This window comes from Flavobacterium piscis, from assembly GCF_001686925.1.
Classification (GTDB): domain Bacteria; phylum Bacteroidota; class Bacteroidia; order Flavobacteriales; family Flavobacteriaceae; genus Flavobacterium; species Flavobacterium piscis.
Genome location: NZ_LVEN01000050.1, coordinates 40,354 through 62,750 on the forward strand (window position 1 = coordinate 40,354; position 22,397 = coordinate 62,750).

Sequence of the window (22,397 nt, forward strand, 5' to 3'; positions counted from 1 at the left end):
TAATCGTATTAAATTATGAGAGTTTAAAATTTATACCAACAACATTGCCTTTATGAAATTTAGAATCAGGGTTTTATTTGTTTTTTTAATCGCAACATTTTATTCCTATTCACAAGAAGGAATACCTGTTTACTCTGATTATTTATCAGATAATTATTACTTGATTCACCCTTCAATGGCTGGTGCTGCCAATTGTGCCAAAATAAGATTAACGGCCAGAAAACAATGGTTTGGTCAGGAAGATGCACCGCAGCTTCAAACCTTAACGTTTAATGGCAGGGTAGGAGAGCGGTCAGGAGCCGGAATTATTATTTTTAATGATGAAAACGGCTACCATTCTCAAAAAGGAGTAAAGCTTACTTACGCACATCACATTATGTTTTCGAGAGATGAACTCGATCTAAATCAGCTTTCGTTTGGTATTAGCGGAGGAATAATCCAGAGCCAGCTCGATGAAACTAAATTTGGCGGAACTTTTGACCCAATTGTTTTTGGTCAGATTCAAAAGGATTCTTATTTTAATGTTGATGTTGGTGCTTCTTATAATTATCTTGATTTTTATGCTCATGCAACCGTACAGGGATTGCTGGAAACCAGAAGAGAGCTGTATACGGATTACGAAAGTGATAACGTTAGAAAATTTTTATTGAGTGCCGGATATGTTTTTGGTAAAAGGAATAGCATTACCTGGGAACCATCGGTTTTGTTTCAATTATTCGATAAAACAAAAGAAAAATCTATCGATTTGAACATGAAGGCTTATAAAAATATGGATTTTGGCAGTTTGTGGGCCGCATTATCATATAGAAGAAGTTTTGATGGCGTACAATATAGTAATTCAAATAACGGAGTAGCCTCTCAAAAATTGCAATATATCACGCCCATAATAGGCGTAAACTATAAAAACTTTATGTTTGCTTATACGTATTCGCAGGTTACCGGCGATGTAAAATTTGACACCGGCGGATACCATCAAATTACTTTGGGAGTTAATTTATTCTGTAAAAAGGAACGTTACGATTGTAACTGTCCGGCAATTAATTAAATTTTATCATGCTTATTAAATCTGTAAACGGAAAAACACCTTCGATACCGGAAGATTGTTATGTAGCTGAAAATGCTACAATTATTGGTGATGTTGTTTTTGGAGATTCCTGCAGCGTTTGGTTTAATGCTGTAATTCGCGGCGATGTAAATTTTATTTCGATAGGGAATAAGGTTAATATTCAGGACGGAGCTGTTATTCACTGCACGTATCAGAAACATCCAACTATTATAGGTAGCAATGTTTCGATAGGACATAATGCTATTGTGCACGGATGTACGATTCATGACAATGTTTTGATAGGAATGGGCGCCATCGTAATGGATAATTGTGTGGTAGAAAGCAACTCGATTATAGCGGCAGGAGCTGTTGTTACGCAAAATACTATTGTACCTTCAGGAACTATATATGCGGGTGTTCCGGCAAAAAAAGTAAAAGATATAGACCAGTCAGACTTTGCAGGCGAAATTGAACGTATTTCGAACAATTATGTCATGTATTCAGGTTGGTTTAAAAACGAAGAATAGAATTCTAAAATTCCAATAAAGTAAAATTCCAAATTCCAAAACTGGTGCGATAAAACACAAATTCCAAATTCCAATGGTTTCAAACACTATTGGAATTTGGAATTTTTACTTTTTGGAATTTAAAGGAACTAAAGGTTGATTCTTTCGAAAAAAGCACTTTTATAACTTTCACTTATTGGGATTCGTTTATCACTAATGAGAACTTTGTTTTTCTGAATCGATTTCACATGTTTTATATTAATGATATACGACCTGTGAATTCGGGAGAATCCTTTGCTTGAAAGTAAGTTTTCGAGCTTTATTAAACTGATTAAAGTCAGCGTAAATTTATTATCTGTTGTGTATATTTTGACGTAATCTTTTAAACCTTCGATAAATAAAATATCCGAAAAATTCATTTTGACGTTTTCATATTCTGCCCTTACAAACATAAAATCCTGTTCTAATTCAGGAGCAGTTGTGTTTTCAGAAATAGCCTGAATAGCTGTTGAGGGGTTTAAAACCTGTTGTGCACGTACAACTGATTTTAAAAAACGATGAAACGGAATGGGTTTTACTAAATAATCTACAGCGCCCAGATTAAAACCTTCAACGGCATAATCAGAATATGCAGTTGTAAAAATAACCAAAGGCTTTTTTTCGATTGTATTTAAAAAATCAATGCCGGAAAAATGTGGCATCTGAATGTCCAGAAAAATCAAATCAACATTATTTTGGTTGATAAATGAAACGGCGTCGATAGCATTATTAAAAGTACTGATGAGTTCAAGCGAGTCTACCTTTCGAACAAAATCTTCTAATAATTCAACCGCTAAAGGTTCATCATCTATAATAACACATTTCATTTGTTGACGTTTTAGATTTAAAGATTTTATTTGGTGCTCAAAAGTAGTTTTAAACCAGTAAAGTAAGTTTTAAAATTATCATAAAATACGGATTGGACTATATCATCCTTTTGCCATAATTGTTTTGTTTAATTTATTGCGGTTTGAATTTTATCTAATTTTAAATTGAGATGTACACGATAATATTGATTGTCTTGTGTAATATTGAGTTCGTGTGCATTTGGATAAAGCAAATCCAGTCGGTTTTGAATGTTTACCAAACCAATTCCTGAGTTTTCAGGATCTTTAATATAGTTTTCGATGGTATTTTCTATCCAGAAATCAAGACTGTTTTCCAAAATAAAAATCTTGATTTTTACATGTGCAGCACCTTTGTAATCGGTTCCGTATTTAAACGCATTTTCAACAAACGAAATGAGTAATAAAGGTTCGATAAACTTGTTTCTGGTATCACCGTGTACATTGATAATAATGTCTTCGATATTGTTGAGCCTTAGTTTTTGTAACTCGATATAATTCTGGATGTAATTGACTTCTTTTTCTAAAGCCACCGTTTTATTATCTGTTTCATACAGCATATAGCGCATGAGTTCGGATAAAGTTACGATGGCATCAGGGACCAAATCAGATTTCTTGTGTGCCAAAGAATAAATACTATTTAGTGAATTGAATAAGAAATGCGGATTAGTTTGTTTGCGCAGATAAATCAATTCGGTATTTGTTCTGTGCGTTTCGGCAATTAATTTGTTTTGCTGATTGTTATAAAATTCTGTAAGAGTTCTAATAATAGCGCTTATGGTAATAATTAAAATATAAAAAAATGAAGGTCCGATTTTAAAAAATAAAGGCTGTCTTGTTGCTAACACTGCAGCTCTTACTCTTCGGCCTTTATACATTAATTTAAAATCTTCCGGCGGTATGGTGTGCATAATATTGCTTGGCTTTAATTGTCTCACCTGCGAAAAGTCAGGAATAAAATAATTAATCCTTATAATCATAAATAGTAAAATAAGAGCAAATACAAATACAAAATAAAGCCAGTATTTTTTTTCTAAAAGCAATACGGGAACCAAATAAAAATAATTAAGGTAAAACAGGATAATTCCTGTAGCCCATTGTACATAAAAGTCATTGTTGATCCTGAATGGACTTTCGTAAAACTGAATTAATGAAGTCAGTATGAAGAAAACCCAAATGATACAATGGAATAAAATTTTATTTGAACTCGTATTTCTGATAGTATCGATTGTCATTTATAATTTAATTTTTAATAAAATTAAATCATTTTTGGTTACGGTTGGTGATATGTTCTGATTGAGTTTCTCTGCTACTAAATGAGCCACCTTTAAGGCGTCGCTTTCAGTAGTAAAACTTTTAGTGTCGCTTATTACCGGAATTACAGATTGCCTGATTATAATTTTATTTTTAAAAGCAATGGAATAACCCCAACCTGACGTAGTTCTAAAGGATTCCGTTTTAATTTTTTCATTTTTTACACAAGCTGTAAATAGCAAAACCGGTAAAAGCAACATTAGATTCTTCCGGATTTTACTCCAGAAGATTTGTTTTTCTTTATTAATTATCGTCGTCACTTTGTTCGTCTAAAGGTTTAAACTCCCACGCATCATCAAAATAGGTTGAACCTACTCTTCCAAGCATATAAAAACCACGATTATTAATGGCGAAACCAACCGCGTCTGTTCTGCTGGCTCCTTCCATTGGAGTTCTTTCTACCCATAAATCTGTTGATGGATTGTATTCCCATGTTGTTTTTACATTTTCTCCCCCCACAATATATCCTAATCCGTTCATAGTAAAACTAGAAGCATTTGAACGAACAATTGCGTATTCATCATTATACGTATAATCATCATCTGTATCCTTATCGATGTCACGTTTTCTGGTCCAAACATCTGTTGCAGGATCAAATTCCCAGAAATCTTCCTGGTAAACCCCGTTATTAATTCCAGTTCCAAGATATACTTTGTTTGCAATTACAAAAGCAGTAGCATTACGGCGTTTATTTCCGCTAAATCCATTTACTAATGTCCATGTATTGGTCTGGTCATTGTACTGATAAAAATCTTTCAGGTAATTTCCGTCATAACCGGTTCCAAAATAAGCCTTTCCACCAGCCTGAAAGCCTACTGCGGCGTAACGTCCGGTTCCTGCAAAATCAGCTTTTTGAGTCCAGCTATTACTTGTAGGATCGTATTGATAAAAGTCTTTTAGTTTATTGGTTCCGTCGTAGCCAAGACCAACATATCCTTTATCACTAAGTGTAAAACTAGAGGCAGAACTTCTTCCAATTCCTGTAAAATCAGCTTTTTGTTCCCAATAATCTCCAGTAGAATTATACGCCCACAAATCTTTTAAATAAACGTCACCAGTATAACCCGTTGCTACATAAGCATAATCTCCAATAACAAAACTGGTGGCACTAGATCTTGCAGGACCATCAAATGCTGATTTTTTAATCCAGTTTCCTATTAAATCATCGTCGTCATCGTCGTTGCTGCAGCCTATAAAAAACAGACTCGAAAACAATGTTGCGAATAATATTCCTTTTTTTAAATTATTCATAGTGTATTAAATTTATTTATTGTTTGTATTTGATGCCAACTCCTAAAGCATAACCATTACCGGTATTAAAATCATATAGTTTATGATTGTCGTTGTCGATGAGGTTGTATTTTTTATTAAAATCATATCCGGCTTTAAAATTTAGAAACCAGTTTTTATCTACATTTCTTTCGTATTCAAGTGACGTAGTTATTTGCGATAAACTCACTTTCGACGCATTATTACCTAGATTATTTTCTGCGTCTAAATGATAAAAATTACCATTGAAACTATTGTTTATACTAAACTTGTTTCGAATATTGTTTGAATATGAAATTTTTGAATCCGGAAAACCAATGAGTACAGAAGCTTCGTTGTTTACTTTGTAATCCAATGAAACAGTGGGCAGGAATTTGGGAGAACCAAAAAAGGTTGTTCTCGCGACTCCAATACTCACAAACGTTTTTGAACTCAGTTGCTGCTGAACCTTAAAACTCCCTAAAAGCGTGAAATCATTATTGTCTAAATTGCTTTGGAAATTTACCGTTGGTGTAATCGAAAAATTCAGGTTCGTTGTTTTTGAAAGCTCGTGAGAAAATTCAAACTTGTTCTGAATCTGATTAAAATGATCCAAATTCGCATACGTAATATTGCTGTCTAATTCATAATTCACTTTCAAATTCGAATATTCTAATGTGTTTGTTATTTTATTTTTTGAACCGATTTCTTTACTAAACGTTATACCAATATTGGTTTCGTTAAATTTAATTTTATCAGTAGGTTCTGTTTTTACATTCGCCTTTACCGAAAAGTTCTCCTGAGCTTTCATATTGAAAATTGAAATCAAAAAAAACGAACAAATTAAAAACCTTGTTTTCATTACTTATTTATTGGTTCAAAAGTAGGTGGCTAGTGGTTTTAAAAAAAAGAAGATATATGTATGATACTTTTTGATAGACTAAACGGCACTTTTTAAGGGTGAGTGAAGTATTTGATAGTATTAATGTGTTGTAGATCGTTTTTTGCTTTTTATAGTCTAAAAACGCTTGGTTGTATATGTTATAGTGTAGTGCAGGGGAGTGCAATTTATATTTGTTCAAAAAATTGAATATGCACAAGTTTATATTGATGTTGTTTTTGGCAGTAACCGTAATTTCATGCGGAACTGATTCTGATGCCGGCGAATTTGTTGTAGGGTCAGATTATCTTGCTGTGGGTAATAAAGTCATTTTAATTGATACCGTTACAGTCGAGATGTCTACGATAAATTTCGACTCTCTTGTTACTTCTAGTCAAAACCGCATTTTGATAGGGAATTATGAAGATCCAATTTTTGGGAAAGTAAAATCGAACAGTTATTTTCAATTGGCCTCAAATTCGTATGTATTAAATAGCAGCGGTTCTGATACAGAAACAACCAATTATGTTTTTGATTCTATTTCTATGATTCTAAAATATGATAACTATTATTATGGTGATACTACAAAGGTGCAAACTTTTAATATTCACCGGCTAACTCAAAAAGTAAAGCCCAATACTGAGGATAAAAGCTTCTATAATAATTCGGCTTTAAGTTATAGTGATGAAAGTTTAGGAACAATATCTTATAAACCCAGACCAATTGAAAAAGACTCTGTCAACATTAAAATGAATGATGTTTTTGGCGCTGCTCTGTTTCAGAAATTAAAGAAAAGAGAAATTACAGATTTTGATAGTTTTAATGAATACCTAAACGGCCTGGTTCTTGTTCCGGCAACTTCAAATTCTGCCAGCGTTATTGGTTTTCACGTAACAACAAGCAAAGTCAGGTTGTATTATTCAAAATATCAAGCAGATACTGAAGAGGTTCCTTTTATACTGGATTTTACTATTATTGATGCTTCAAAACAATTCAATGCCATTGCATCCGACAAAGCAGGTACTTTGCTTGAAAATCTACCTATATCCAGCAGTAAGCTTTCGAGTACAGTAACAAATAAGCAGGGATTTATTCAATCCGGTGCAGGTGTCGCCTGTAGAATCGATTTTCCGAATATCAAACAGCTTAAAAAAATAGCGGCAAATGGGGCTATTGTAGATGCTAAGATTCTTCTAAAACCCGTTAGCAATACCTATTCTCAAAATTATCCTCTGGCAGATTCCTTAAAAATTTATGTGGCCGATAATTTGAACAGGTTGAGCGGTTCATTAGTAAATTCTGCTGGAACCGCAGTTTTTGGTATTCTCAATAAAAAAAGTGATGAGTTTAATGAAAACATTGGTTACACAATTCCAATTGGCACTTTTTTACAGAAGGAAATGCTCAAAAGTACCGATTCCCGATCGTCCCTTATTCTAACATTGCCTTCAATTTCTAAAGCCGTAGATCGAATTGTTTTAGGTGATCAAAAAAACTTAAACAATAAAATCCAGCTTAAAATTTATTACATCTCTTATTAAATGAAAAGTAAAATAGTGTATTTAAGTTGCTTCATGGTATTGTCGCTAACTTCGTTTTCGCAAAGTATTTCAAGTTCGCCTTATTCGTTATATGGAGTAGGTAGTATATACGATGCTGATTTTGGTATAATTCCGTCAATTGGTTCATCGGGAATTGCTTTGCCATCCGATACTTTTATAAATAATCTCAATCCGGCATCATTAGGATATTTACCTCAAAATCATTTTATGTTTGATATAGGAGGAAAGGCTATTACAACAACATACCAAAACAGTTCGAAAAGCGAAAGCCGCAATAATTTTCAATTTTCGCATATTGCATTTGCCTTTCCGGTTACTAAAAATTCCGGATTTAGTATTGCTTTAAGACCATATTCGAGTGCTGCATTTAAAATTTCAAACTTACAAATACCTATAGAAAATAGCCAGGATTATTACTATTTAACCGCCGCAGGTTTTGGTGGATTAAATAATTTTGATTTTTCATACGGATATCGATTAGGGAAGAAATTATCTGTAGGAGCATCGGCTGCTGTATTGTTTGGAAATACAATTGACGACAGAAGCTTTTTGATTTCGAATTCGGTTACCAGTATTCAGAAAAAAACAACTTATAATGGTTGGCGTGGTACAGTAGGAGCGCAATATAAAATCGATTCTACTTTTACCATTGCTACTACTTTTAAGTTACCAGCCCAAATTAAAGCATCAAAGGTGCAGACGGTTCAGACTATTGCAGATGATGTAGTTACTACCGTAGAGTCTAATGCAGCATCAGATACAGATGATTATTACATGCCTTTAGAAATGGGTATTGGGATCAGTAAACGTTTTAAAAATAACCTCAACCTGACATTAGATTACGAAAAAAGTTTGTGGATTAACAGTAATCAATCAGAATTATATGGCAATTTTGTTAATCAGGATCGATTCGCACTTGGATTTACGTATAAAAATCAAAAGAATGTTCGAAAATATTGGGATCGAATTCAATACGCAACTGGGGTAAATTTTGATACCGGCTACCTGGAAGTCGACGGAAAACGAGTCAATAATGCAGCGGTTTCTTTTGGACTTTCTTTGCCACTTGAAAATACTTATTCAGCCTTGAATATTTCATATTCGTACGGACAAAAAGGAAGTATTTCAAACAATTTAATAAAAGAAAACTATCATAAATTATCTCTCAATTTATCATTAGACGGGATATGGTTTATTAAGCGGAAAATAGATTAAGGACTAAAAGTCTTTTTGAATCACAGGATATTTATATTCTAAAATTGATTTTAAAACTTCTGGATTTGAGTTGACAAAAAATACTGGCTCACTTTTTTGATTGTCAGTAAAACCAACTCTCTCACGCAAAATATTTTGAGTTTGTCTTGCCACAGCTTCTCCGGAATCAATAATCTGAATATGCTCTGGCAGGATTTTTTTTATTTGAGGAATTAGATAGGGGTAATGGCTGCATCCCAAAACAAGATAATCAATATTAGCATCGATCATAGGTTTTAGATATGATTCTAATAATTGAGTCATTTCCGGGGAATTTAAATTGCCGTCTTCAATAAGCTGCACAAGTCCGTAGCCTACTTGTTCAATTATTTTAGTGTTCTGAAACATTTCTGCTGTTTTATTGAATAGCTCACTGTTCAAGGTTCCTTTAGTGGCTAAAATGCCAATTACTTGCGTTTTTGAGTTATTGGCAGCGGGCTTTATTGCCGGTTCAATTCCTATAAATGGGATATCATAATCTGCACGAAGTTCTACTATAGCATTTGTTGTCGCGGTATTGCATGCTACTACAATAAGTTTGCAATTCATTTCAAGTAAAAAATCAACATTTTTTTTGCTAAGTGCTACAATCTCTTCTTTTGTTCTTTGACCATAAGGAGCATTTTTACTATCAGCTAAATAAATCGTTTTTTCGTTTGGAAGTAAGTGGTGAATGGCACTCCAGATGGAAGTTCCTCCAATACCGGAATCAAAAATGCCTATAGGATTGTTATTCGTCATGATACAAATTTAGTGTTTTTTGAAATAAATTAGTATCCCAATTTACGTGAAATGTTCGAATATTATTGTTTCTTAGTTTTAATTAAATGTAAAAAAAAACTGCTTAAATCCATTACAGGTTTAAGCAGTTTTTTTATTTTAAGGAATCTGTTTTTTAGAATCCTAAATCTTTTTTTACATCAGCAGTCAAGTTTGGACCATCAGATAATAAAAGAGTAGAACCATCTAATACATATTGGAAACCTTTAGCTTTTCCAACTTTTTGGATAGAAGCTCTAACTTTTTCCATTAATGGTTTTACGATGTCAGTTTCTTTTTGTTGTAATTCTTTTTGAGCGTTGTCTCTGTAGTCAACAATTCTTTTTTGCATGTCCTGAACTTCTTTAGAGCGCTCTGTGTTTACAGCTTCAGTTACAGTTGCAGCTTCACCTTCGTACTTTTTGATTTTTACTTGGTATTCGTCAACCATTTTTTTGTATTCTGCATCGTATGTACCACTTAATTTTTGTAATTGGTTTTGTGCATCCAGCATTGCAGGCATTTTCGACATAATCTCGCTAACATCAACATGAGCTACCTTAGCCTGTGCGTTCATTGTGTTACTTGCTCCTAAAATTAGTATCGCAGCAATTAGTAAAGTTTTGATTTGTTTCATCATTTTTAAAAATATTAATTAATTATTGGTCGTATTTGATTTTTGTGTTTCGGCTTCTTTTGCTTTTTTAGCCGCTTCTCGTTCTTCTAAAATTTTCTTCCTTCTTTCTTCTAATTCTTTCTTACGTTCTTCGTAAAGTTTTTGTCTTTCTGCTGCTTTGTCAACTGCGGGTACTGTAGTTGTTGGTGCAGTCCCTGTTGTTGTGGCAGGTTTTGCTGTTGTTGCGTCAGTAGCAGTTTTGGTTGCTTCTGTTTTAGCTGGTTCAGAAACCGTGCCATTTTTTTTGGCTTCTCTTTCAGCTGCAATTGCTTTTCTTCGATCGTCGTATTCTTTTTTCTTAGCTTCCTGCTCTAAACGTCTGTCTTCAATTAATTTTTCTCTGGCAGCTCTTTTTTCATCTAATACTTTTTGTCTGTCCTGCATTGCCGGATTTTCATCAATAGCATTTTCGATTTTTTCTTTAGCTTCCTGGTCTTTCAATTGTTTTTTGGTCAATTGCTCACGCTTATCAGTTCTATTCAAAACACGTATAACCTGATCGCTAATATCAAATCTTTTATTACTAAAAAGCATGGTTAAATCTGATGATTTATCAAAGACAAAATCGTAATTTTTAGCTTCGGCTATATCTTGAACTGCTGTAAAAACCTGATCTTGTATAGGTTTTGCCAATGATGCTTTTTGATGGATCAAGTTTCCGTTAGCTCCAAATTGCTTCTCTTGATACGTCAGCATTTCATCTTCCAGAAATTTAATTTCTGTTTCCCTTTCATCAATAAGTTCCTTGGTAAGCAAAGCTCTCTCTGCTTTAAGCCCTTCTTTAAGTTTATTAATGTCTAGTTTTTTAGCTTCTATATCTTGTTTCCACTTTTGGGCTTTTAACTCTAACTGAGCTTTAGCTTCTTTATAATCTGAAACATTTTCTAGAATATATTCCATGTCGATATAGCCAATCCTTGTCGTTCTCGTCTGAGCCTGACTTGTATGTGCTACAATCACAGCTAAAAATATAAATAAAAATTGTTTTCTCATGATATTAGTCTATTTGAAAATTTCAAACAAATGTACTAAAATTTCTACTAAAACTGTTGTCCAATAATAAAGTGAATTTCTTTACCATGTGCTTTAGTTTCTCCCGGTTGAGGATCAAAACCATAACCCCAGTCAATACCTAATAATCCAAAAGCAGGCATGAATACACGTAAACCAACACCAGCAGAACGATAAAGGTCAAATGGGTTGTAAGCTTTAAAAGTAGGGTATGATGAACCAGCTTCTAAAAAGGCCAACGCATAGATCGACGCAGATGATTTTAATGTAATTGGATAACGTAGCTCCATAGAGAATTTGTTATAGATCGTTGCTCCAATTTGCTCATTGTTTGCATTTACAGGAGTCAATGAGTTATTTTCATAACCTCTTAATCCGATAGTTTCTCGACCATCCATTGAGTAACTCTGCATTCCGTCTCCTCCTAAATAGAAACGTTCAAACGGTACAACACCTCTTGTTTGATCATAAGCCCCTAAGAAACCAAACTCCGTTAATGTTCTAAGAACTAATTTACCATATAGTTTAGTATACCAATCTGCTTTAAATTTAATTTTATAATACTCTAACCAGTTGTATTTCTTTTGATCGACTTTTCCCTGATCAGTATCAGCACTTGCAAAATCAGATCCAACACTTACAATTCCTGATTGTCCGTTTACTGTTTCTGTTTTTACGTAATCACCTGTGTTAAGAGGCTGCCCGTCGACACCTGAAGTTGGCGATCCTGTATATTGTGATTTGTATTCTTTTTCGTTTTGTAAATTCCCATAATCAATACCATTAAATAATGAATAAGGAGGTGTTACTTTTGCAGAAATACTAAAGTCTGAACCGTAAGTTGGGAATATCGGGTTAAGACCTTTATTACTTCTTGAAAGTCCAATTGTATAAGCTAAGTTTCTTGACGCTCCGTTACCAAATGTAAATAATCCTGTGTTGTAATTATTTAAGTCATAGTGTTGGTAACTCACAGATTGTGATAATACGAAGTAATCATCCGGAACTGTAAGACGTTTAGCTAAACCTACTTGTAATGTTAAGATGTTAAAGCTTTTGCTTTTATCTACACTTCTTGTCGCATAATTGTTTAAGAATTGTTTACTATACGATATAGATGAACTAAATTGTACTGGTTTTTTACCTCCAAACCATGGTTCTGAGAAAGAGATACTATAGGTCTGGAAATAAGTACTTCCTTGTAAACGAAGCGATACTTTTTGTCCATCTCCCATTGGTAATGGCTTGTAAGACTCTTTGTTAAATATATTTCTGGCAGAGAAGTTGTTAAAAGATAATCCTAAGGTTCCAATGAAACCTCCACCACCATAACCTCCCTGAAGTTCAACCTGGCTGGATCCTTTTTCTACAACATGATATTCAATATCAACAGTTCCTGCACTGGCATCAACATTCTTGAATTTTGGGTCAATTGCTTCAGGGTCAAAAAATCCTAATTGTCCAATCTCACGAATAGTTCTCACCAATTGTTCTTTACTGTATTTTTCACCTGGCTTAGTTCTAAGCTCACGGTAAATAACGTGGTCATTTGTTTTGTCGTTTCCTACTACAGATATTTTATTAAAATAAGCAATAGGCCCTTCTGTAACTCTAATTTCAAAATCGATAGTATCGTTTACTGTTTTTACCTCTACGGCATTGATATTTGAGAACAAATAACCATTGTTTTGGTATAAGTTCGTAATATCTTCTGCATCAGGTTTTGTTTTGTCGGCGATACGTTTTTCAAGTAAAACTCCGTTATACGTTTCTCCTTTTTTAATTCCTAAATAGCGGCTCAATAATTGATCGGGATAAACAGTATTTCCAAGGAATTTAATATTACCAAAGTAATATTTGTTTCCTTCTTCCATCTTTATTTTGATGGCAAGCATATTTTTCTTCTTGTTATAAGTAACAGAATCATAAATAATACGTGCATCACGATATCCTTTTTCTTTATACGTAGCGACAACTTTTTCTAAGTCGGTTTTGTATTTTTCAGGAATAAACTTTGAAGATTTTAAAATACGAAGTATATTTTTTTGCTTTGTATCTTTCATTGCAGCTCTCAATTGTGAGCTGGTAAGTTGTTTGTTTCCAATGAAATCGATACTGCTGATTTTTACTTTGTCACCTTTATCTACCCTAACGAGCATGTTTACGTGATGACCATTAACGGTATCAAGAGTATTCGTAATGGTAACTTTAGTGTTATAGAATCCGTCTTTTTTGTACTTGTTTTCTATATAATTTTTGGTTGTCGTAATTAAGTTTTCGTTGACAATTTTATTTTTGGTCAAATTATTGTCCTTAATTAGTCCTTCGACTTTACTTTTCTTGACACCAACGAATTTTACTTCATTTAGTTTAGGAAGCTCAACAATGTTAAGGTCTAAATAAATACTGTCATTTTCGATTTTATTTACATAAAATGCAATTTCATCAAATAGGCCAAGTTTTCCTAATTTTTTAATTGCGCCACTGATTTCTTCACCAGGTACGGCTATTTCCTGACCTTTTTGAAGGCCTGAAAAGGTAACAACAGTTTGTTCATTGAAGCTTATTTTACCAACAACAGAAACTTTAGCAAGAATATATTTTTTTCCCTGATCAAAAGGAACTCTATCTTGTGCTTTAATTTGTGAAAAACTACCCAAAAGTAATAGGGTAAGGACTATTTGTACTCTTTTTTGTAACACTAAAATATTATTTAATTTGTTCACTGGTTTTTCCAAATCTACGTTCTCTTTTTTGATAACTAATAATAGCCTCATATAAATCTTGATCTTTAAAGTCTGGCCACAAGACGTTAGTAAAATACAATTCTGCGTAGGCTATTTGCCACAACAAAAAATTACTTATTCTATGTTCTCCACTTGTTCGTATTAATAAATCTACGTCAGGTAAATTTTGCGTGTAAAGATGCTCATTTATAATTGAATCGTCAATAGCGTCTATTGAAATTATATTATTTTTAACTTTATCACTGATGATTCTCACAGCATTTACCAATTCTTCTCTTGATCCGTAACTTAAAGCCAGGGTTAGAGTAAGACGTGTATTATTTTTTGTTTTGTCAATTACATCTAATAGCTCTTTTTGAGCTGATTTTGGTAATTTATCAATATTGCCAATTGCATTAAGTTTGATGTTGTTTTCCTGTAAAGTAACAAGCTCTTTTTTTAATGAATTGATTAATATTTTCATTAATGCGTCTACTTCTAGTTTAGGACGATTCCAATTTTCTGTAGAAAAAGCATATAGCGTTAAATATTCAATACCAAGTTTGGCGCAAGTTGTAATTGTTTTTTTTACAGATTTTGTTCCGTTTTCGTGACCAAATGCTCTTAAAAAACCTTGTTGTTTTGCCCAACGGCCATTTCCGTCCATAATTATGGCCAAATGTTTGGGTAAGTTTGTCTGATCTATAGAGTCTAGTAAATTCATTTTATTAATATGCGCAATAGCAAGGTTTTTGTCCAAAGGTATAAGTTAAAGTGATACCTGAAAACACATACCAGTCATTATTATTTAAATTTCCAAATTTTAGTACGTTTGCACTGTTTGTATTGGGGTTACTTCCGTCAATATTATCTGTAAAAGTATAACGGGCTCCAACTTCGGCGCCTAAAACCCAGTGCGGTGCTATATTCGATTTTATCCCTAATATAATAGGTATAGCAAGTGAATTTCCGCTTTGCTTTTGCATCACATTTGGATTTGCTATGTTGCGATATAACTGATCATACATAAAAAAACTTAATCCCGAATATATATAAGGAGTCACTTTTGTATGATAATCATGAAGATTAAAATCGAAAAAATTAAATTCCAGTCCTGCAGCTAGTTCTTTTACTTTATTTTCGAAACTATACCCTCTCATGTTTCGTCCTGTTTCTTTTGAGTCAAGATCATTTCCCGCTACTGTAGATTGCGTATAGGAAAAACGATACGCATGGCGCGGACTTTTGTTCCATTTATACAAAATACCAATAGCCAGTTTTTCAGGTGCAATATAAGTAGTGCTTCCTACGTCACCAACAAAGTTGCTTCCACCAACAAAAACACCAATCTCATTGATTTGAGCATTTAGTGTAATAAAGGGGAAAAAACATAACAATAAATTAAAAATTTTCTTCATTTAATTCAAAATTGCGTGCAAATATAATAATTATCGATACGAATCAACGTTCCTTTAGTTAAATGTGCTTTTTTTTAAATTTACAATATGATTTTGAGACATTTAATGATGATTCGATACATGCAGAACGGCAAAATGTGGTATTATCGTATAGTGGGAAATTAGAAAAGGTCTTAATTTCTCTTATCTTCTCCCCAAAGTAATTTATTTCTTAAGGTTTTTAAGAAAGTTTCACCTGGAATTTCGATCATATTTATTTTAAAGTTTGTTTTGCAAATTGTTAAAACTGATTCGTTTTTTACCGAAGCAATTCTGGAATCTAATGAAACTAAATATTGGTCTTCTCTTCCTGAAACACGAAGTTTGATCTCTGTATTATCGGGTATTACAAGAGGTCTGGCGTTTAAATTATGTGGAGCAATTGGTGTAATGACTAAACTTTCGACATTTGGAGTTAAAATTGGTCCTCCACAACTTAACGAATATCCGGTAGAACCGGTAGGAGTAGAAATGATAAGACCATCTGCCCAATATGAGTTTAAATATTCATCATTTAAATAAGTATCAACCGTAATCATCGATGTGGTATCTTTTCGGCTCACAGTCACTTCATTCATGGCAAAATTCAGATTCTCTTCGATTGCATCGTTTTTTGGTTCACAAGTTAAACTAAGTAAAGTTCTGTTAGAAATAGTGTAGTTTTTATCAATTACAAATTGAAGAAAATTATCAATACTTTCTTTAGGTACAGTTGCCAGAAATCCTAATCGGCCTGCATTTATTCCTAATATTGGAACACCAGAATTACGAACTAAAGTTGCGGCTCTTAAAATAGTTCCGTCGCCGCCAATACTAATCAGCATTTCAAAACTATTATCTAAAGAAGTACTTGCCGAAAAAGTTTTGTATTCTTTTTTAATAAGTTGTTTTTCGTAAAGCATTTTCAGAAAGTTTTCTTCAATTACCATTTCGACATTATTGGTATTGAAAAATATAAAGATATCTTTAATAATAGGTTCGGTACTATTTTGATAATACTGTCCGTAAATGGCTACTTTCATTCTTTGTAATTAGATAATGAGTCAATTAGATAATGTGGTAAATGAGTAAATTGGAAAATTTAACCATTAGAAAATCAGACAAATTAATGATCTAATTTTCTTATTGGCACATTTTCTAAATTATGCTATATGTTAAGGTACTTGTCTAAGTAATCTGAGCGTTCTTTCAGGCTATTAATATAAGCATCCTCCTGATGTTCTGAAATAATTTCATAACCATATCTTCTATAGGTCTGAATAATTTCATTCATTGGGCCAACGCCAATTTTTATGGTAATCTGTACGTTTTCGAGATCGGCTTCAGATACAAAGCAGCCCAGGATTTTACCATTGTTGCTTTCTACAATTTGAGTTACCTGACCCATAGAGTAATCTAAAAGTCCTTTTTGAACGATAATGATGCCTCCTTGTTCTTTTAAAAATGGAGTTTCCTGAAAAAACTTCATGATATCTTCCATTTCATAATATCCAATGTAGGTATTATTTTCATCAAGAACCGATACTACATTAGTATGATTCTTTGCAAAAACTTCTAAAACATCGAGCCACATCATTGATTTTCGGGCAAAAAATCGTTCCAGAGTGTATTTGTAATCAATAACTTTTTTATCTGTGTCAAAAGTTTCAACATCATCAGCAGCGATACTTCCAATGAAAATTCCATTTTCCAAAACCGGAAAATGCGAAAAATTCAAATCAGCAAAAAAGTCCTGAACCGAGGCTATCGTTTCCTGACTATCTATCGCTCTGAAATCATTGGTGATATAGTTTGTAATTTCTGTCATAAATCTGTTAAGGATATTTGATGCAAAATAATCAAAAAATAGCAAAAACTGCTACGTTTTACTTTGTATTTTTGTCGTAACAAATATAGTGTTACTAGAATTAATTATCTATTTATATGACAAAGTTAAGTGTAAATATCAATAAAATTGCAACCCTTCGAAATGCACGAGGAGGAAATGTTCCTGATTTACTAAAAGTGGCCACTGATATTCAGAAATTCGGAGCCCAGGGAATTACAATTCATCCACGTCCGGATGAGCGCCATATTCGTTATCAGGATGCACGCGATTTAAAAGCAATCGTTCATACTGAATATAATATCGAAGGAAATCCACAGCATAATTTTATCGATTTAGTTTTAGAATGCAAACCAACGCAAGTAACATTGGTTCCGGATGCCATTGGAGCAATTACATCTTCTGCAGGCTGGGATACAATAAAAAATCAATCGTATTTGACCGAAGTGATTCAGGAATTTCAGCGTAACGGAATCAGAACGTCTATTTTTGTTGATCCTGTTTTGGATATTATCGAAGGAGCAAAAAAAACAGGAACTGATCGTATCGAATTGTATACCGAAGCTTTTGCACATCAATATGACTTAGGAAACAAAAACGGAATTGACCCTTACGTGAAAGCTGCAGAATTGGCCAACGAATTAGATTTAGGAATTAATGCCGGACACGATTTAAGTTTAGATAATATTCAGTTCTTCAAACAAAATATTCCAGGTTTATTAGAAGTTTCTATTGGTCACGCTTTAATTGCAGAAGCCCTTTATCTTGGATTGGATAATGTAGTGAATATGTATTTGAATAAATTGAAGTAAGGTTTATAAAGAGCTATTTCTCAGAGATACATAAAAAATACACACAGAGATTCTCAAAGAAAATTTTGTGCTTCTTTGTGTAAAACCTTTGTGGAATAAGTTTTTCAATAAAAAATAATAAAAAATGTTATACTCAAAAATAGAAGGCGAAGGAAAACCATTTGTCATCATGCACGGATTTTTAGGAATGTCTGATAACTGGAAAACCTTGGCAGGACAATATGTAGAAGCCGGATTTCAGGTTCATATTTTAGATTTAAGAAATCACGGTCGTAGTTTTCATTCAGACGAATGGAGTTATGAAGCCATGGTGCAGGACGTATTTGAATATTGCCAGGCAAATCAATTGACTAAAATCGATATTTTAGGTCATTCGATGGGCGGAAAAGTAGCCATGCTTTTTGCTACCACACATCCTGAAATTGTAGATAAACTAATTGTGGCCGATATTGGTCCAAGATTTTACAAACAACACCATCAGGATATTTTGGCAGGTTTAAATGCTGTTGACTTTTCTGTAAAACCCAGCCGTAATGATGTCGAAGCAACTTTATCAGAATATGTTGCCGATTTTGTAACGCGCCAGTTTTTGTTGAAAAATTTATATTGGCAGGAACCGGGACAATTGGCTTTTCGATTTAATCTAACCGCTTTCAATAATAATCTGGATGCTATCGGGAAAGCTTTAAATGAGAATTTGGTTTTCGATAAACCAACCTTGTTTATTCGTGGAGGAAATTCCGGATATATTCAGGATGCTGATTTTGACGCTATACGTCAGCAATTTCCAAACGTTAAATTCGAAACAATTCCAAATGCAGGACATTGGCTTCACGCCGAAAATCCTAAATTGTTTTTCGAATTAACAACAGAATTTTTAAAAGAGTAATAGTTTTATAAAGTTCAAGAAAAAGGAAATGAGTGATCATAGTATATCTATAGTTTGCAGAAAATCAGCTTATCATGGTAATGAAGCTAAAGCAAAAGAAATTTTACAATGGTTAATATCAAAAGATATTGTTAAGCCTGAACTTTCAAACTGTATTTTAAGTGCTGATAAAGGTTATGCGATTTCTGATGGCGCAAGACAAATTGTTTCCTTTCCTGACGAACTTCCTTATTTTCTTATTTCGAATGGACTTGATGTTATAACTTCCCGACAAATATTTGATACAGGCGAAACGGGAATAGAAGAATGTATTTGTCCTAATTGCAAAAAAGATATTGCAAAAGAAGATTGGGATTTTTTTTATAATTGGTACGAGGTAAATGATGATCTAATTTGCCCCTTCTGTAATATTGCGGCAGATATTCATCAATTTAAGTTTACACCAGAATGGGGTTTTAGCGATTTGGGTTTTACATTTTGGAATTGGCCTGAATTTGAAGATAGTTTTATAAGCGAATTTAAAGAGAAACTAAATTGTGATGTGTCAGTTGTTTATCAGCATATTTAATTATAATCTCAGCGTGTCATTCATAAAAGTAGCCTGACAAACAAAGCCTGTTGCAAAATTTTATTACTTTTATTAAAATTTTAAATTCAAAAAATATGAAAATATTACTTAGACTCCTTGTTACTGCGGCCTTGGTGTTGTTAATTGCTAATTTTTTAACTGGCGTACATGTTGCGAGTTTTGGCACGGCAGTAATCGTTGCAATTGTTTTAGGATTATTAAATCTTTTTATAAAACCAATATTAGTTATCCTTACATTGCCTGTAACATTTATAACTTTAGGTTTATTTTTATTGGTAATTAATGCCATCATTATTTTGTTATGTACCAATATTGTAGGAGGTTTTGCAGTCGATTCCTTCTGGACCGCATTGATCTTTAGTGTTATACTATCTATCCTTCAGTCTATTACTTATAAAATATTAGGAGACGATAAATAAAATCGAAATCTAAGCGAGTTAAAAACCGCTTCAAATACAATAGATTAAAAACTTGGTTGGGTTGCAAAAATTTTATAATTTTGCAACCCAATTTTATTATGTAAATTAAAGAAGAAGATGGATATTAAAAGAGTAGCAATAGACGCTGTGAATGAAACGATTGTATTAAACGTTGTTCACATGGATTATAAAGGTCAGGTAGCAAAAAGAATAAACGAAAAAATGCCATTGGCTACCGTAAAAGGTTTTAGAAAAGGACAAGTTCCTAAAGACCTTGTTGAAAAACAATACGGAAAAGCAATTAAGCAGGAAGAAGTTAAAAAAGTAGTAGATTTGGCTTTAGAGCGTTTTGTTCAATCTGAAAGATTAAATCTTTTAGGAACTCCTCTTGCTAAAGAAAACGAAAACTTTGATTGGGATGCTGAAGAACTAACTTTCGAATACGAAATTGGTTTGGTTCCTAACTTCGAAATTGATTTAGAAGCAAAGAATAATATCGTAAAATATATCGTTACTGCTGATGATAAATTAATCGACGGACAAGTAGAGCGTATCCAAAAACAATTCGGAAAAGCAATTCCACAAGATAAAGTTGAAGCTGATTCTGATTTAACCGGAACTTTCGCTAACGAAGAAAAAGGGATCAACAATACAACTACAATTTCTGTAGCTACTTTCAACAAAGCTGCCGGAGATAAATTCATTGGTAAAAAAGTGGGTGATGTTGTAACAATAAGTACAAAAGGTTTATTCGAAGACGATCACCAATTAATGGATTACTTAAAAGTAGCTCATGATGATGTTCACGGTTTAGATGTTGAAGTAAACTTTACTATCGAGGCTATCAACGGAGCTGAATTGGCTGAATTAAATCAAGAGCTTTTTGATAAGCTTTTTGGTGAAGGAAAAGTAGCTTCTTTAGAAGATTTGAAAGCTAAAATTAAAGAAGATGCTGAAGCGCAGTTTGCACAACAAGCAGATCAAAAATTATTGTTAGACGTTCAGGATTTCCTGATCGAAAGTACAAAATTTGATTTACCGGCTGAATTCCTTAAAAAATGGTTGCAAACTGTTGGAGAGAAAAAACTTTCTGCAGAAGAAGCTGAAGTTGAATACGCAAGATCTGAAAAAGGTTTACGTTTTCAATTAATCGAAGGAAAAGCAATGGCTCAAAGCAATATCCAAATTACATTTGAAGACTTGAAAGCTTTTACAACAAACGCGATTAGACAACAAATGGCTCAATTTGGTCAAACAAACCCAACTGACGAAGAAGTTCAGGGAATCGTGGCTAGAGTTTTATCTAACCAGGAAGAAGTAAAAAGATTATCTGAGCAAGTTGTTGCTGAAAAATTATTGGAAGTGTTCAAAGAAAAAGCAAATCCAACAACTAAAGAAGTAACTTACGAAGAATTTATCGCTGCGTCTTACGGAGAATAATTTCTAAAACAATAAGTATATTTGAGCGTCGGGAAGTTTTTTCCTGACGCTCTTTTGTTTTAATTTATTTTTGATTACTTTTCAGAAGCTAATCCAGCTATTCGTTACAAGTTTTTTCTTCCGTTTAAGTTTTTTAAATTCTTGCAAGAGCTTCTTTCAGTCGCTTTACAAGAATAAAAAAACTAAAAAACGGAATTCAAAAAGCTTTTCACTGCTATCTGGGCTATTTAAGAAGCAAGTTCAAAAACTTGAAACCTGAAACAAAATTAAACTTGAAACAAAAAACTAAGACAAATTGACATTCTTTATAAAGAGGTATAACCTTTGATGGAAGAATATACAGATATTACGTAAAACTTAGAACACTTAAAATATGAACTACGGTAAAGAATTCAAAAAATTTGCTACAAAGCACCAAGGAGTAAACGCAATGTATTACGATAAAATCGTAGCAGCGATGAACCCAACAAACATGACTCCATACATTATCGAAGAGCGTCAGTTGAATGTTTCTCAATTAGATGTTTTTTCAAGATTAATGATGGACAGGATTATCTTTTTAGGAACTGGTATCGACGATCAAATCGCGAATATCGTTCAGGCTCAGTTATTATTTTTAGAAAGTGCTGATGCATCAAAAGATATTCAAATTTATCTAAATTCTCCTGGAGGAAGCGTTTACGCAGGATTGGGAATTTACGACACCATGCAATACATCAAACCAGACGTTGCGACAATTTGTACAGGTATGGCAGCCTCAATGGGCGCTGTATTATTATGTGCAGGAGCTGCAGGAAAACGTTCGGCTTTACCACATTCAAGAGTAATGATTCACCAGCCATCAGGAGGAGCACAAGGTGTTGCAACTGATATGGAAATCAACTTACGTGAAATGTTGAAACTAAAAGATGAATTATACAATATCATCTCTCAACATTCAGGACAATCTTTTGAAAGAGTGCACAAAGACAGTGAGCGTGATTACTGGATGAAAGCTGACGAAGCAAAAGAATACGGAATGATTGATGAAGTATTGAGAAGAGGATAATTTTCTAGTTAAAAATTTGTTTCAAGTTTTAGGTTTCAAGTTAACAAAGCAAA

At 33.2% G+C, this 22,397-nt stretch carries 23 protein-coding genes; 10 read left to right on the plus strand and 13 right to left on the minus strand.

Annotation, left to right across the window (positions count from 1 at the left end; genetic code table 11):
* Nucleotides 1–52 precede the first annotated feature (52 nt).
* Both FLP_RS24160 and FLP_RS24165 read left to right on the plus strand, forming a co-directional pair.
* Nucleotides 53–1,045 (plus strand): PorP/SprF family type IX secretion system membrane protein, encoded by a 993-nt coding sequence (locus tag FLP_RS24160; protein WP_065452058.1) that lies wholly within the window; start codon nucleotides 53–55, stop codon nucleotides 1,043–1,045.
* An 8-nt stretch (nucleotides 1,046–1,053) separates the two neighbouring features.
* Nucleotides 1,054–1,572, plus strand: a complete 519-nt coding sequence (locus FLP_RS24165; RefSeq protein WP_065452059.1) for a gamma carbonic anhydrase family protein — start codon at nucleotides 1,054–1,056, stop codon at nucleotides 1,570–1,572.
* Nucleotides 1,573–1,700: 128 nt separating this feature from the next.
* Here the strand turns inward: FLP_RS24165 and FLP_RS24170 are convergent, their stop codons facing one another.
* The 5 genes from FLP_RS24170 to FLP_RS24190 form a co-directional block, all read right to left on the minus strand.
* Nucleotides 1,701–2,417 carry a LytR/AlgR family response regulator transcription factor gene (locus FLP_RS24170; RefSeq protein ID WP_065452060.1) on the minus strand — a complete coding sequence of 239 codons (717 nt, stop codon included), beginning with the start codon at nucleotides 2,415–2,417 and terminating at the stop codon, nucleotides 1,701–1,703.
* A gap of 128 nt (nucleotides 2,418–2,545) precedes the next feature.
* Entirely contained in the window at nucleotides 2,546–3,670 is a 1,125-nt protein-coding gene (locus FLP_RS24175; protein WP_065452061.1) for a sensor histidine kinase, read from the minus strand.
* On the minus strand, nucleotides 3,671–3,949 hold the full coding sequence (locus tag FLP_RS24180; RefSeq protein WP_065452062.1) for a DUF4907 domain-containing protein: 279 nt from the start codon (nucleotides 3,947–3,949) through the stop codon (nucleotides 3,671–3,673). It lies immediately after the preceding gene.
* Nucleotides 3,950–3,992: 43 nt separating this feature from the next.
* Nucleotides 3,993–5,000, minus strand: a complete 1,008-nt coding sequence (locus tag FLP_RS24185) for a Kelch repeat-containing protein (RefSeq protein ID WP_065452063.1) — start codon at nucleotides 4,998–5,000, stop codon at nucleotides 3,993–3,995.
* A 16-nt stretch (nucleotides 5,001–5,016) separates the two neighbouring features.
* A complete protein-coding gene (locus FLP_RS24190) occupies nucleotides 5,017–5,808 on the minus strand; it encodes a DUF6268 family outer membrane beta-barrel protein (RefSeq protein ID WP_243397525.1) in 792 nt (263 codons plus the stop codon).
* 281 nt (nucleotides 5,809–6,089) lie between these two features.
* On the opposite strand from FLP_RS24190, the gene FLP_RS24195 reads away from it, so the two are divergent.
* A complete protein-coding gene (locus FLP_RS24195; protein WP_065452065.1) occupies nucleotides 6,090–7,418 on the plus strand; it encodes a DUF4270 family protein in 1,329 nt (442 codons plus the stop codon).
* The gene (bamG, locus tag FLP_RS24200; protein WP_065452066.1) at nucleotides 7,419–8,654 is read left to right on the plus strand and encodes a BamG family beta-barrel-assembly machinery protein; all 1,236 of its coding nucleotides are present in this window, start codon (nucleotides 7,419–7,421) and stop codon (nucleotides 8,652–8,654) included. It begins immediately after the preceding gene.
* Nucleotides 8,655–8,657: 3 nt separating this feature from the next.
* On the opposite strand, the gene murI is transcribed toward bamG, so the two are convergent.
* The 8 genes from murI to FLP_RS24240 form a co-directional block, all read right to left on the minus strand.
* The gene (gene murI, locus FLP_RS24205; protein ID WP_065452067.1) at nucleotides 8,658–9,434 is read right to left on the minus strand and encodes a glutamate racemase; all 777 of its coding nucleotides are present in this window, start codon (nucleotides 9,432–9,434) and stop codon (nucleotides 8,658–8,660) included.
* Nucleotides 9,435–9,588: 154 nt separating this feature from the next.
* Entirely contained in the window at nucleotides 9,589–10,092 is a 504-nt protein-coding gene (locus FLP_RS24210) for an OmpH/Skp family outer membrane protein (protein WP_174548800.1), read from the minus strand.
* Between the two features lie 15 nt (nucleotides 10,093–10,107).
* The gene (locus FLP_RS24215; RefSeq protein WP_065452068.1) at nucleotides 10,108–11,121 is read right to left on the minus strand and encodes an OmpH/Skp family outer membrane protein; all 1,014 of its coding nucleotides are present in this window, start codon (nucleotides 11,119–11,121) and stop codon (nucleotides 10,108–10,110) included.
* Nucleotides 11,122–11,168: 47 nt separating this feature from the next.
* Nucleotides 11,169–13,916, minus strand: coding sequence for a BamA/OMP85 family outer membrane protein (locus tag FLP_RS24220; protein WP_065452069.1), 2,748 nt, complete (start codon nucleotides 13,914–13,916; stop codon nucleotides 11,169–11,171).
* On the minus strand, nucleotides 13,849–14,589 hold the full coding sequence (locus tag FLP_RS24225) for an undecaprenyl pyrophosphate synthase (protein WP_065452214.1): 741 nt from the start codon (nucleotides 14,587–14,589) through the stop codon (nucleotides 13,849–13,851). Before FLP_RS24225 ends, FLP_RS24220 begins: the two co-directional genes overlap by 68 nt.
* A 4-nt stretch (nucleotides 14,590–14,593) precedes the next feature.
* Nucleotides 14,594–15,283 carry a type IX secretion system protein PorG gene (gene porG / locus FLP_RS24230; RefSeq protein WP_065452070.1) on the minus strand — a complete coding sequence of 230 codons (690 nt, stop codon included), beginning with the start codon at nucleotides 15,281–15,283 and terminating at the stop codon, nucleotides 14,594–14,596.
* A gap of 173 nt (nucleotides 15,284–15,456) precedes the next feature.
* Nucleotides 15,457–16,344: an NAD kinase gene (locus tag FLP_RS24235; RefSeq protein ID WP_065452071.1), complete on the minus strand. Its 888-nt coding sequence runs from the start codon at nucleotides 16,342–16,344 to the stop codon at nucleotides 15,457–15,459.
* 125 nt (nucleotides 16,345–16,469) lie between these two features.
* Complete coding sequence (locus FLP_RS24240) at nucleotides 16,470–17,129, minus strand: CBS domain-containing protein (RefSeq protein ID WP_065452072.1); 660 nt, start codon at nucleotides 17,127–17,129, stop codon at nucleotides 16,470–16,472.
* Between the two features lie 116 nt (nucleotides 17,130–17,245).
* Here FLP_RS24240 and FLP_RS24245 point away from each other — a divergent pair, with 116 nt between their 5' ends.
* The 6 genes from FLP_RS24245 to clpP all read left to right on the plus strand — a co-directional run bounded on the left by FLP_RS24245 (nucleotide 17,246) and on the right by clpP (nucleotide 22,344).
* Nucleotides 17,246–17,959 carry a pyridoxine 5'-phosphate synthase gene (locus tag FLP_RS24245; RefSeq protein WP_065452073.1) on the plus strand — a complete coding sequence of 238 codons (714 nt, stop codon included), beginning with the start codon at nucleotides 17,246–17,248 and terminating at the stop codon, nucleotides 17,957–17,959.
* Between the two features lie 124 nt (nucleotides 17,960–18,083).
* Nucleotides 18,084–18,848, plus strand: coding sequence for an alpha/beta fold hydrolase (locus tag FLP_RS24250; protein WP_065452074.1), 765 nt, complete (start codon nucleotides 18,084–18,086; stop codon nucleotides 18,846–18,848).
* Nucleotides 18,849–18,876: 28 nt separating this feature from the next.
* Nucleotides 18,877–19,416, plus strand: coding sequence for a hypothetical protein (locus tag FLP_RS24255; protein WP_065452075.1), 540 nt, complete (start codon nucleotides 18,877–18,879; stop codon nucleotides 19,414–19,416).
* 95 nt (nucleotides 19,417–19,511) lie between these two features.
* The gene (locus FLP_RS24260; RefSeq protein ID WP_065452076.1) at nucleotides 19,512–19,856 is read left to right on the plus strand and encodes a phage holin family protein; all 345 of its coding nucleotides are present in this window, start codon (nucleotides 19,512–19,514) and stop codon (nucleotides 19,854–19,856) included.
* Between the two features lie 117 nt (nucleotides 19,857–19,973).
* The gene (locus FLP_RS24265; RefSeq protein ID WP_065452077.1) at nucleotides 19,974–21,296 is read left to right on the plus strand and encodes a trigger factor; all 1,323 of its coding nucleotides are present in this window, start codon (nucleotides 19,974–19,976) and stop codon (nucleotides 21,294–21,296) included.
* A 373-nt stretch (nucleotides 21,297–21,669) separates the two neighbouring features.
* Nucleotides 21,670–22,344 carry an ATP-dependent Clp endopeptidase proteolytic subunit ClpP gene (gene clpP, locus FLP_RS24270; RefSeq protein ID WP_065452078.1) on the plus strand — a complete coding sequence of 225 codons (675 nt, stop codon included), beginning with the start codon at nucleotides 21,670–21,672 and terminating at the stop codon, nucleotides 22,342–22,344.
* Nucleotides 22,345–22,397 lie beyond the last annotated feature (53 nt).

Excerpts from the sequence above, each read along its gene's own strand:
- FLP_RS24260 (WP_065452076.1), top strand. The coding sequence starts at position 19,512 with ATGAAAATATTACTTAGACTCCTTGTTACTGCGGCCTTGGTGTTGTTA.
- murI (WP_065452067.1), bottom strand. The coding sequence starts at position 9,434 with ATGACGAATAACAATCCTATAGGCATTTTTGATTCCGGTATTGGAGGA.
- clpP (WP_065452078.1), top strand. The coding sequence starts at position 21,670 with ATGAACTACGGTAAAGAATTCAAAAAATTTGCTACAAAGCACCAAGGA.
- FLP_RS24225 (WP_065452214.1), bottom strand. The coding sequence starts at position 14,589 with ATGAATTTACTAGACTCTATAGATCAGACAAACTTACCCAAACATTTG.
- FLP_RS24240 (WP_065452072.1), bottom strand. The coding sequence starts at position 17,129 with ATGACAGAAATTACAAACTATATCACCAATGATTTCAGAGCGATAGAT.
- FLP_RS24175 (WP_065452061.1), bottom strand. The coding sequence starts at position 3,670 with ATGACAATCGATACTATCAGAAATACGAGTTCAAATAAAATTTTATTC.
- FLP_RS24255 (WP_065452075.1), top strand. The coding sequence starts at position 18,877 with ATGAGTGATCATAGTATATCTATAGTTTGCAGAAAATCAGCTTATCAT.
- FLP_RS24250 (WP_065452074.1), top strand. The coding sequence starts at position 18,084 with ATGTTATACTCAAAAATAGAAGGCGAAGGAAAACCATTTGTCATCATG.
- porG (WP_065452070.1), bottom strand. The coding sequence starts at position 15,283 with ATGAAGAAAATTTTTAATTTATTGTTATGTTTTTTCCCCTTTATTACA.
- FLP_RS24160 (WP_065452058.1), top strand. The coding sequence starts at position 53 with ATGAAATTTAGAATCAGGGTTTTATTTGTTTTTTTAATCGCAACATTT.
- FLP_RS24170 (WP_065452060.1), bottom strand. The coding sequence starts at position 2,417 with ATGAAATGTGTTATTATAGATGATGAACCTTTAGCGGTTGAATTATTA.
- FLP_RS24210 (WP_174548800.1), bottom strand. The coding sequence starts at position 10,092 with ATGATGAAACAAATCAAAACTTTACTAATTGCTGCGATACTAATTTTA.
- FLP_RS24215 (WP_065452068.1), bottom strand. The coding sequence starts at position 11,121 with ATGAGAAAACAATTTTTATTTATATTTTTAGCTGTGATTGTAGCACAT.
- bamG (WP_065452066.1), top strand. The coding sequence starts at position 7,419 with ATGAAAAGTAAAATAGTGTATTTAAGTTGCTTCATGGTATTGTCGCTA.
- FLP_RS24245 (WP_065452073.1), top strand. The coding sequence starts at position 17,246 with ATGACAAAGTTAAGTGTAAATATCAATAAAATTGCAACCCTTCGAAAT.
- FLP_RS24265 (WP_065452077.1), top strand. The coding sequence starts at position 19,974 with ATGGATATTAAAAGAGTAGCAATAGACGCTGTGAATGAAACGATTGTA.
- FLP_RS24220 (WP_065452069.1), bottom strand. The coding sequence starts at position 13,916 with ATGAGGCTATTATTAGTTATCAAAAAAGAGAACGTAGATTTGGAAAAA.
- FLP_RS24190 (WP_243397525.1), bottom strand. The coding sequence starts at position 5,808 with ATGAAAGCTCAGGAGAACTTTTCGGTAAAGGCGAATGTAAAAACAGAA.
- FLP_RS24235 (WP_065452071.1), bottom strand. The coding sequence starts at position 16,344 with ATGAAAGTAGCCATTTACGGACAGTATTATCAAAATAGTACCGAACCT.
- FLP_RS24165 (WP_065452059.1), top strand. The coding sequence starts at position 1,054 with ATGCTTATTAAATCTGTAAACGGAAAAACACCTTCGATACCGGAAGAT.
- FLP_RS24180 (WP_065452062.1), bottom strand. The coding sequence starts at position 3,949 with ATGTTGCTTTTACCGGTTTTGCTATTTACAGCTTGTGTAAAAAATGAA.
- FLP_RS24195 (WP_065452065.1), top strand. The coding sequence starts at position 6,090 with ATGCACAAGTTTATATTGATGTTGTTTTTGGCAGTAACCGTAATTTCA.
- FLP_RS24185 (WP_065452063.1), bottom strand. The coding sequence starts at position 5,000 with ATGAATAATTTAAAAAAAGGAATATTATTCGCAACATTGTTTTCGAGT.